The following is a 10369-nucleotide window of genomic DNA, read 5'->3' as shown; positions in this document are numbered from 1 at the left end:
AGCGGCAGCCGCAGGTCGCCCACGGGAGCCATTCCGTATCCGTAGAGAAAAAACGGCGGGTAGGAGAGGGCCGCGAGCCAGAGCGTGACCCAGGCCAGGGTTCGCATCCGGGTCGACGAGAGGTAGGTCGCCAGGAGCCCCATCGCCGCCGGCATCACCCAGCCGAAGTACATCAGGTGCGAATGGGCGTGGCGAACGTTCGCGAGGTCAAAGCCCGAGGTCCAGCCAAACCCGGGCGCCGCCCGAAAGAAGAAACCGGTCCCTCCGGCCACAACGAAGCACAGAAGCGCTCCGATCCATACGGCGATCGGACGCACACCGGTGCCCGACCGACGGTTGCGGGGCTCGACCCCTTCGGCGGATCGTTCGTCCGATGACGTAAACGCTGAGGGTGTTGGCATGACGCGTGATCATCGACAATGACCCAGATCGTCGAGCTGAAGCGCCGCTACTTCGCATCCTTCCCCACCGACGGAATCACTCGACTTGCAATCGACTCCGCGGTAATGCGTATGTCGCGGTCAACCGCCCGTCCCGCCATTTGCTTCAGCGTCACTCGCCGAAACATCAGTTCGAGCTGGTCGCGCTGGTGCGTCCACTCCTGATGCAACGGGCACGGCTTCTCCTCGCCGCACCCGGGAAGACCCAGCACGCACTCTTGGAACAGCGACTCCCCGTCGACGGCCGCAACGATCTCATACAGCGTAATCGACGTCGGATCCCGCGCCAGGGTGACGCCGCCATAGCGCCCGCGCCGCGAATCGACCAGGCCCGCGTCATTCAACTCCTGAAATACCTTCGTCAGAAAGGTGGGGGAGATATCCAGCGACTCACCGATTTCGCGGACCGATACGTATTCGTCCGTCTCTCGAAGGGACAGATACAGCATCGAACGGAGGCCGTACTCACATCCTTTCGTGAGAATCACGGGCGATCAGAGTCAGGGAAAGAGGGAAGAAAGATACCGCAACCTAATTCGGAGTTGTACATCCATATTAAAAGCTGTCACCCTGGTTCCTCGTCGAAACGCGGCGCAGGGAAAGTTCCGAGGGGTGCCGGCATCTGGTTCACTGCCGATGCTCCGTGACCATCCTCACTGCGCCATTCCGAGATCTTCAGCAGCGAGAACAGCGCAAGGAAAACACGCCCTTCGTCGTTTCTTTGCGCTTCAGGTGCAACCCGCACATCTTATTCGGATAAGAGACTCCGAAAACTGATATAACAAATTGAGAATCGAGAATATCAAATGGGGAACGGCGAATGGGGAATTCTGAGTGTCAAACGGCTGAATTGCCGCGTGCTTCGCCTTTCCGCGTTTGCCCTGCCGCCCATTCCCTCGCACCTCGCACCCCAAACCTCAAACCTCAAACCTCGAAACCATGACCGTTTCCAACCTGCTCGAGACCTCCGTGGGCGATCTCGTGGCCGAGCGGCCCGACCGGGCCCGGGTCTTCGATCGCCTGAAAATCGACTACTGCTGCGGCGGCGGACGATCGCTTCGGGAAGCCGCTGCGCTGAAAGGACTCGACCCCGAAACCGTCGGCACCATGCTGGATGCTTCGACGGGCCCGGCTGACGAGCCCAGCGAATCCTGGAGCGATCAGCCGCTCGACGAGCTCATCGATCATATCATCGCCACTCACCACACCTTCCTCCGGTCCGAACTGCCCCGACTAAGCCGCCACTTCAAGCGTGTCGAACGCGCCCACGGCGAAGAGGCGACCTGGGTGAGCGAAGCACGGCAGGTATTCACCAATCTCCGTGACGAGCTGGTCGACCACATGCGCAAAGAGGAGGAGATCGTTTTTCCCCTCATCCGCACGGCGAGCAACCAGGCCGATGCGACCGACCTTTCCGAGCCGATGCAAGAGATGATCGCCGAACACGACGAAGCCGGCGACGCGCTCGAGCAACTCCGCGCGTTGAGCAACGAGTACACGGCGCCGGAGTGGGCCTGCCCGACGTTCCGCGCCCTGGTCGACGGCCTCCGCGACCTGGAGACGGATATGCACCGGCACGTGCACAAGGAGAACCACATTCTTTTCCCGCGGGCACGGGCAATCCTGAACTAATACGTCAGACGAAGCCGTTTCGGCGCTACAATTTGTAAGACGCCGGGGAGGCGATGCCGGAGAGTTTTGTCGATCCTGGGTTGTGGGTGGTAGGTCGGATTTTGTTCAGGTCGACGCGCCTGTCCCAACATGAGGGACCGGTCGCGCAACGACGGACCGTCGTTGTTCGTACACCGGTCGCCCCATTGGCGCCTCCGATCCTCGACGCCCACACACCGACAAGTCCTGTTATGCCCGATGACCTCGCCTCCCGCACGTCCTCGCGCCGAACGTTCCTGAAGCAGGCCGGCTCGGCACTGACGGTAGGTGCCATCGGCGCACCGGCGATCCTTTTTCCCCGGCGTAAGACGCTCGGGGTTGCGCTCTGCGGCCTCGGCACATACAGCACCACCCAGCTCGCACCGGCCCTTCAGGACACGGAGCATTGCGCGTTGCGGGGCATCGTCACGGGCTCCCCCGAAAAAGTCCCCCGCTGGCAGCGGCAGTACGACATCCCGGACCGGAACGTCTACAGTTACGAGACGCTGCCGGACATCGCGAATAACGACGACATCGACGTCGTCTACATCGTCACGCCGCCCGGCGTCCACGCCCGCGATGCGATCAAGGCCGCGGACGCAGGTAAGCACGTGTGGTGCGAGAAGCCGATGGCGATGGACGAGGCGGAGTGCCGCTCCATCATCGATGCTGCCGACCACAACGGCGTGCAACTCACCGTCGGCTACCGGCTACAGCATGAACCGAACAACCGGACGATCATGCGCTACGCACGGGAGCGAACCTACGGCGCGGTCACGTCCGTCCGGACCGGCGCGGGCTACAGCGGGGCCCACCCAAACCCGGACGACTGGCGACGCGATGCGGACCTGGGCGGCGGCGCGCTCTACGACATGGGCGTCTACCCCATCAACGCGGCGCGATACGCAACCGGCAGGGAGCCGACCGCCGTGAAAGGCCGACTTTGGTCCGAACGGGACGAGATGTACAGCGAGGTGCCGGAGTTTGCCACCTTCGAGCTGCGATTCCCGGACGGCGTCACCGCACGCGGGGAGACGAGCTTTGGAAAGGCCACCAACTACCTCGACGTCGAATGCACCGATGGGTCGTACCAATTACGCCCCTTCCAGACGTACAGCGGCGTCCGCGGCCGAACGAGCGACGGCACGCGGCTGCCGCCCGCCGGACGCGACCAACAGGCCCGGCAGATGGACAACGACGCCCGGGCCGTCCTCGACGACACCACCCCCATCGTGCCCGGCATCGAAGGCCTCGCCGATATCCGCATCGTCCGGGCCATCATGGAATCGTCCGAAAACGGCCAGCAGTGGGTCGAGGTGTGAGGTTTGGGGTTCGAGGTTTGGGGTGTGAGGGGAAACGGGGAAGGGGAAAGAGGAAGAAAGGGGGAAAGGGGAGACCGGATCCGACCGGCAATCATCCGACCCACCACTCACGACCCACGACGTACTACATTCCCCCTTCCCCATTCACAATTCGCCTTTCGACATTCGACATTCGCATTTCGCCATTCCCCTCACCAGCGCGCGGGGCGGCCGCGGGTGTCGACGTGCACGAAGGGGCCGCGGTGGGGGGCCGGGCCGTAGATGCCGAGCCCGCCGACGAGCGGTTCGTACCAGGCTTCATCGCGCATCGATTCCACCATGTTCGCCAGGCGCCGCGCGTCGGCCTTTGTCACGCGCCCGTCGCCCGTCAGGTCATCCATGACGCCGTTGCCGTCCGCATCTACGAAAACATCCGCTGCTCCGCCGTACAGGTGGCGGCTGTAGGACGTGGTATTGCCGATCAACCGGTTGTAGTAGGGTGTCCGGAAGCCGCTCATCACGTGGAGGGTTTCGAGATCGTACCCGGCGTCCTGGACCTGATCGACGATCATCTCCAGCTTTAGCAAAAGCGGAACGCGGACGAGGGTGTACTGCGGGAACGTCCGCTGGCGGTCGACCTGCTTGCTCAGAAACTGCTGCAGCCGGAAATGCGGGCTCAGCCGCGCGGTCCGGTTCTCCCGGGTTACCCGAATAAACCCTTCCGGACGGCGGTATACCGGATCGTTCCGCAGAGGCTTCGACTTATACGCCCCGATGCGGTAGGGCCCAATGCGATCATCCTCGTGGTCGAAGGGCGTCAGCACGAAGGCGTTCATCCGGATGGTGTCGCCTGTCACGGTGTCCTTGACCACGATGGGGACGAGTCCCGGCTCCTCCGGTGCCGTCCACGTCCATCCGGGTCGGCCGGCGACCGCGTCGAGGGTGCCTTTCTCTGCATGGGCTGCGAAGTGGGTCGCTCCCGTGGGCAGAAGAACGTCCAATGGGAGCGTTTCGCCCGGCATCACGAACGCCGCCATCACAGAGTACGGGACGACATCCTCTCCCACCCGGAGCATGAAGCCAGATTCCACCTCGTCGGTGTCGGCGGCATACTCGTCGTCCAGCACGAACGGTTGCGCGGACGCTGTCCCCGCGAAGGTGAGCAACAGGACCGCAGCGGACAGCGCGGAGGTCGTCAGGTTCGTCATGGCATCAAGACGTGCAGGAGCGAAAAGGAGATGTGCGGGGATGCATGCAGGCACGGTTACCGGGTAAAGAGCTGCGCGAGCCATCCGCCCCGGTTCCGCTCGGCTGCGCGGTCCAGGTCTTCAAAGAAAGAGTCGATCCGGGTGCAGGAGGCCGGGCGTCGTTCGGGTTCGTCCAGGGCCGTCCGCAGCTTCGGATCATGCCCGTACAGGTCGCGGCGGAAGTGGACCGCTCCGTCCGGCTCGGCCCATGCGGTGAGGTAAATGAGGTACACCGGCAGTCTGTGGTCGAGGGAGACGCGCTTCCGCTCGTCCGCGTCCATGGCATCGCGGACGCGGCGCTCCGACCAGTCGTCGGGCAGGACGTGACGGGCAAACTCGGCCGGCCGCTCGACCCGCACGCAGCCGTGACTGTAGGTCCGGGTTTTTCGCTGGAAGAGGTGGTCCGCCGGCGTGTCGTGGAGGTAGATGTCGTGGTCGTTCGGAAACATGAATTTGACCAGGCCGAGCGAGTTGGTCGGCCCGGGCTTTTCGCGAAGACGTACGTCGTACCGTTGGAGCGATTCCTCGTCCATCAGCGAGGCGTCCACGACGTCTCCCGCGGCGTTAACCACCTCGTAGTTGTTGTCCTTCAGGTAGCTCGGGTTTGACTTTGCCTTCGGCAGGATCTCCTCGATCGCGATCTCGCGGGGGATATTCCAGTAGGGACCGAAGACGACGTACTGCATCGTATCGGCGAACGCCGTCGTCTGCTTGTCGCGCTCGCCCACGATGACGGGCATTTCCATGGTTTCGGCGCCGTCGCTGTACGCGTTGAGACGGAAGTCCATGATGTTGACGAAGATGAAGTCCTGCCCCAGGTTTTCGGGGAGCCAACGGTGACGCTCCAGATTGAGTGCGAGCTGTCGCACCCGTTCGTGAGCACTCACATTCATCGCCTGCCGCGTGTCATCGTCAACGGCACCGCTCACCGGAAGCCCGTGCCGGCGCTGAAACTGTTCGACGGCCCGCTCCAGGTCGGCCCCGTACGGCATGGAGCGACTCTGCGTCGAGTCGCGCCTCTGCAGATCGCCGGAGGCCGCAAGACGGTCTCGCAGCACAGCCACGGCCCCCGTCGTATCGCCGGACGCGAGCGTCGTCCCGTCGGGAAGGGTAGGCCATCCGCCGCGATCCGCGATGCGACGATAGCGGTTCAGGGCGTCGCGAAGCGGTGCATAGTCGAGATGCTGGGCCGAGGCATTATCCAGTGTGCTGTTAACCCCGTCCTGCCTGGAACGGTCGAGGAGGTCCACCGGCGACACCCGGTCCTGCTCCACGTTCCACGAACCCTGTACAGCATTCGGTTCTAAGCGCCCCTCCGTCAGGTCGCGGGCGTACGTCAGAAACGCTCGGGTCAATGCCACGTCCGCACCGGCAATCCTCGCCCGGCGCAGCGAATCGACCCGGGCTCCACTCCCCGCGGGCATGTCGACAAAGGCCGCGCGGAGCGTATCGATCAATGCCTGAGCGTTATAACGCTCCCGCGGCAATCCCTCTTTCGGGGCCTCGCACAACTGGCGAAGTAGCGCTCGGGCCTCGTTCGTTGGCCCCTCCTTCGTGAGCCAGATGGGCTGCCCGCCCTGAGCGCGGTAGACACGATGAATCAGACTGTCGCGCTCGCCATCATATGCTCGAATCTCGACGTCCAGCGCCTTTTCAATCGATGGCGGCGCCGCGTCGTGGCATCCCGAAAGGATGCCCAGAACAATGATGGAAACGATGAGAAAGACGGGGATCTGGCGCGAAGGGTGGGTACTCACGTGACGTGGCGGTGGAAGCAGGCAGCCGATATGAAATCGCCGGTCGCCGGGAAGATGCGTCCGGGCTCCAGCGATGGCTGCGGTATGCGCGGTGGCAGGAGGTGATTCTGCGATTGGCCCCTGAATGCAAGCATCGTGTGACGCACCCCGGTCCCTTCACGCCATCGTTTCGGATTCGAACGCAGGGGCAGTTTTCTTCACGCTCGTTCTTCGCACGCACCACGACCTGCCCCACCCTGCCGAAGCGTCAGGCACCGGCCGACGGGCCGGAACCGGCGTCGACGCCGGCATCGCCGTCGAATTGAACGCGCATCGGCGGCGCTCCGCCGTCCTTGTCCTCGCCCATGTACACCGTCATGTGGGGGAACGGAATCTCGATGTCTTCGGCATCGAAGGCTGCCTTGATCCGACGGTTGTACTCTCGACCGACGCGCCACTGCTTGATCGGTTGCGTCTTAAATCGAGCCTTGATCACGACCGCCGAGTCGCCCAGCTGGTCGACCCCGAGGACCTCCAGGTCATCGAGAATGTCTTCGTGATAGTCTGGGTCCTCCCGCAGCTGTGCGCCGATCCGCCGCATGATGTCGATCGCGTCGTCGACGTTCTCCCGGTACGCGATCCCGATATCGAAGACGTAGTAGGAGAACTCCTTCGTCATATTCGTCACCACGTCGATCTGGTTGTTGCGGACGTAGTGCACGTTGCCGGAGAGATCGCGGAGCACGACCATTCGCAGGTTCAGTCGTTCGACGACACCCCCTTTCCCCGCGATGTCAACGACATCCCCGACGCGGATCTGGTCTTCGAGTAGAATAAAGAAGCCGCTGATGACGTCCTGGACGAGGCTCTGTGCGCCGAAGCCTACGGCGAGGCCGAGCACGCCGGCCGCTGCGAGCACCGGTCCGATATCAATCCCGAGCGCGCCCAGCACCATCATCGCCGCGATCACCCAGATGATGATCTCGGCCGTATACCGAATCACCGAACTCAGCGTATCGGCTCGTTTCTTTGCCTCCCCGTTCCGCGACCCGCTCTCGAAGGACCGCTTGAACCGGTCGACGAGTGCGCGCAGAAGGCGCAAGGCGATGGTCGTGACCAGCAGGATGACGAGCACCTCCGCACCCGTCGTGATGAGCCAGCGATACGCGGACTGGAGGAAGGACTGCCACTCCATGTCAGGGGTAGGCGTGCATCAGGGAGAATCGTGGCGATAGGGCCCGCCGGCGCGTGCAAGACGGCCGCAGATCTGCATCCCTCACGAGCTTCCGGCGGAAAAAAGCTCAACAAGCTTCGTCTCTCGCTGTTGAGCTCTGGTCGCGCAGTTGGCCGGCTTTTGCTACGGCGTTACGCTTGATGCGCCGGCGGATCGGTCGACGCGCCATGATGGGCGTCGTCGCGGCGTCCTGCAGCGGCATCCCGTTATTGGTAGATCTCGACAAATGCGTCCATCTGTTCGTCGGACCCGACCATCACAAGGGTATCGCCAGCGTTCAGGCGCAGGTCCGGCTGCAGCCGGGTGGTCACCTGCCCGTTGTGCTTGACGGCCACCACATTGAGCGCGGTTTTCGCGCCGATGCCACTTTCCCCGAGCGTGGTGCCATGCAGCGATTTCGGGAGATCCCGGGAGAAGAGGTCGACGCCTTCGCCCAGCACGACGAGCTCCCGGCCGTTGAGGATCGAAATCACCGCATCGACGCCCAGGGTCGAGTAACTCAGCACGAAGTCTGCCCCCGCCCGGTGGATCGCGTCGAGATTGCGCTCGTGCGTGATCCGGCTGACGATGCGCAACTCCGGGTTCAGGCGCCGGCAGTACGACGTGAGATATACGTTGACGGCGTCGTCGTTGGTGGTGAGAAGCACCGACGGGGCCTTGTCGATCCCGGCTTCGTGGAGCAGGTGATAATCCGACGCATCCCCGTGAAAGACCTCTGTGCACACGTCGCGCAACAGTCGGCAGCGCCGCCGGTCGCGCTCAACGAGGTGCACGGGAACGCCCTGTTCCGTGAGCGCCCGCGCGGCGGCCGACCCTACCATTCCCCCGCCGATGAGCAGCACCGGGTTCGGATTCACGTCGTAAATCGACAGCATCATATCCAGCTCCTCGAGCTGCTCCGGCGTGCCCATAACGACCGGTACGCACTGATCCGTTAGCATCGTGTCGGGGCGGGCGGGCTCCATCAGCCCTCGCTTCCACACCCCGATGATGCTGACGCCGGTCTTTTCGCGGAGCTGCGTTTCCCGGATGGTATGCCCGGCCAGCGGCGTGCGGTGCACGGGAAGCTCCGCGATCTTCAAGTCCTCGTACTCCCCGATCGTATGGAGGCCCGCATGCTGGGTGTTGATCCGGTTCGCCAGCTGCTCGCCCAGCCACCGCTTGAGCGGAAGGACGTGGGTCGCCCCGCTGAGCTCCAGGATGTCGATCGCATCCTCGTTATCGGCCACCGCGGCAACCGACACGTCCGGCGCGGCCTCGCGCACGGTCAGCGCGATGTTGGTGTTCACGATGTCGTCGCGGTTGGCCAGCACGAGACGGGCCTGATCGGCGCGCAGACGACGATACGTCTCCTGGTCGTCGATCTCCCCAACGACCACCGACAGCCCCTCCGTGAACCACTCGGAGGCAACGGATGGGTCGGGCTGGATCAACGCGTAGGGTATGTTGCTGCGCTCCAGTCGCGCGATCAGGCCGGGCGCGATGGCATCCCGATCGGTTATCAGGACGTGGCCCGATGTCGTCTCGGGAAGCTCCCGAGGGGCGCGTGAACGGATCTGCGCCTCCAGCCACGGCGCGTAGAAGAAACGAATGAACGCGAACGGCAGCACGATCAGCAGCATGACGATGCCCGTGATGAGCACGATCACGCTGAAGAGCCGCCCGATGTCGCTCTGAAACGTGATGTCGCCGAATCCGAGCGTGCTCATCACCGTGAGCGTCCAGTACAGACCGGTGATCCACGAATGCTGCTCCCCTTCCGCATAGAGCATGATGAAGTGAAAGAGGACCGTGAACACGACGATCACGGCCACAAGGACGCCAACGTATTTCAGCAGAATGGGGAGGTTTTGCCGGATCTCCTTGTTCTGCAGAAAATAGGAGAGCTGCGTGCTGAGGGTTTTCATGGAGACAGGAAGGGAAACTGCATACCCGGGCTGGCCACAGCATGGGAGACTGCAGCGCTGTTGACCGGTTCGAGGGATTCGACGGATAACGAACCGACCAACAGGGGAACGAAAAGGATCCTATCATACACGGCAGTCCGCCGGAATGTCCAGCGGCCGGTCGCCCGGCTTTAACCTGTGCTCATCTCGCATCCACAGGCGACGACGGGGCCCGGGTTCTCGATCAACTCCTGCGAACGCGCCAGCTGGTAGTGCGAGACCGCTGTCGAGCGCTAAACGTGTAGGCCTCGCGGTTCCGTACGGTCCTGAATCTATCGCTCCCGCTCCGCCGAATAAAGATCGACCTGAATCTGAAGCGGCGTCGCGCCCGTCTTCGATCCCGCGAGCGACGGGGCGCCCACCCATGCGCCGACATGCACATGAGGAGCGCGCGAGTTTCCGTTGTTTCCCACCCGGGCAACCACCTGTCCTGGCTGCACGGTCTCGCCCTCTTCGACGGTGATTTCGCGGACGTGGGCATACACGACGGTCGTCGTTCCGTCGTGAAAAAGGATGAAGCCCGGCTGAGCCTTTCGATTCATCGTTCCCGGCACGTTCGTCGTATCCGGCTCCGTAACACGAACGACGGTCGCCTCAAACGGAGCGAGGACGTCGCGCTGCCATGCGTACCAGTCGTCATTCGCCTCCCCGCGGGACGTCGGCTCGTACGGCCGCGCGATGCCGTCGTCGTGGAGCTTTTTTACCCCGAAGTCGCGCGCCAGCTGATCGCCCAGGCGGAGCTGCGACTTGTACGTGTGCTCTCGGGTCGACAGGGAAAAACCGCCCTCCGTCGCATCGATCGGCGGGTGAATGAG

At 63.3% G+C, this 10369-nt stretch carries 8 protein-coding genes and 1 pseudogene; 2 read left to right on the top strand and 7 right to left on the bottom strand.

Annotated elements, in window-relative coordinates:
• Window positions 1-401 (bottom strand): annotated as a pseudogene (locus ACFCU0_RS05765) (hypothetical protein); the annotation flags it as partial.
• A 47-nt stretch (window positions 402-448) separates the two neighbouring features.
• The gene (locus ACFCU0_RS05760) at window positions 449-928 is read right to left on the bottom strand and encodes an RrF2 family transcriptional regulator (protein ID WP_434972714.1); all 480 of its coding nucleotides are present in this window, start codon (window positions 926-928) and stop codon (window positions 449-451) included.
• Between the two features lie 451 nt (window positions 929-1379).
• Here ACFCU0_RS05760 and ric point away from each other — a divergent pair, with 451 nt between their 5' ends.
• On the top strand, window positions 1380-2072 hold the full coding sequence (ric, locus tag ACFCU0_RS05755) for an iron-sulfur cluster repair di-iron protein (RefSeq protein WP_434972713.1): 693 nt from the start codon (window positions 1380-1382) through the stop codon (window positions 2070-2072).
• A gap of 230 nt (window positions 2073-2302) precedes the next feature.
• Window positions 2303-3412: a Gfo/Idh/MocA family protein gene (locus ACFCU0_RS05750; protein ID WP_434972712.1), complete on the top strand. Its 1110-nt coding sequence runs from the start codon at window positions 2303-2305 to the stop codon at window positions 3410-3412.
• A 191-nt stretch (window positions 3413-3603) separates the two neighbouring features.
• Here ACFCU0_RS05750 and ACFCU0_RS05745 read toward each other — a convergent pair whose 3' ends face one another.
• The 5 genes from ACFCU0_RS05745 to ACFCU0_RS05725 all read right to left on the bottom strand — a co-directional run.
• Window positions 3604-4599, bottom strand: a complete 996-nt coding sequence (locus ACFCU0_RS05745) for a D-Ala-D-Ala carboxypeptidase family metallohydrolase (RefSeq protein WP_434972711.1) — start codon at window positions 4597-4599, stop codon at window positions 3604-3606.
• A gap of 56 nt (window positions 4600-4655) precedes the next feature.
• On the bottom strand, window positions 4656-6395 hold the full coding sequence (locus ACFCU0_RS05740) for a L,D-transpeptidase family protein (protein WP_434972710.1): 1740 nt from the start codon (window positions 6393-6395) through the stop codon (window positions 4656-4658).
• 247 nt (window positions 6396-6642) lie between these two features.
• A complete protein-coding gene (locus ACFCU0_RS05735; protein ID WP_434972709.1) occupies window positions 6643-7569 on the bottom strand; it encodes a mechanosensitive ion channel family protein in 927 nt (308 codons plus the stop codon).
• A 245-nt stretch (window positions 7570-7814) separates the two neighbouring features.
• Complete coding sequence (locus ACFCU0_RS05730; RefSeq protein WP_434972708.1) at window positions 7815-9515, bottom strand: potassium channel family protein; 1701 nt, start codon at window positions 9513-9515, stop codon at window positions 7815-7817.
• A gap of 311 nt (window positions 9516-9826) precedes the next feature.
• The coding region (locus tag ACFCU0_RS05725) for a peptidoglycan DD-metalloendopeptidase family protein (RefSeq protein WP_434972707.1) at window positions 9827-10369 on the bottom strand (543 nt) is incomplete at its 5' end.

This window comes from Longibacter sp., assembly GCF_051155795.1.
Taxonomy (GTDB): Bacteria; Bacteroidota; Rhodothermia; order Rhodothermales; family Salinibacteraceae; genus Longibacter.
The sequence above is the reverse complement of the archived record's forward strand: the minus strand, read 5'-3'. Positions and strand labels throughout refer to the sequence as shown.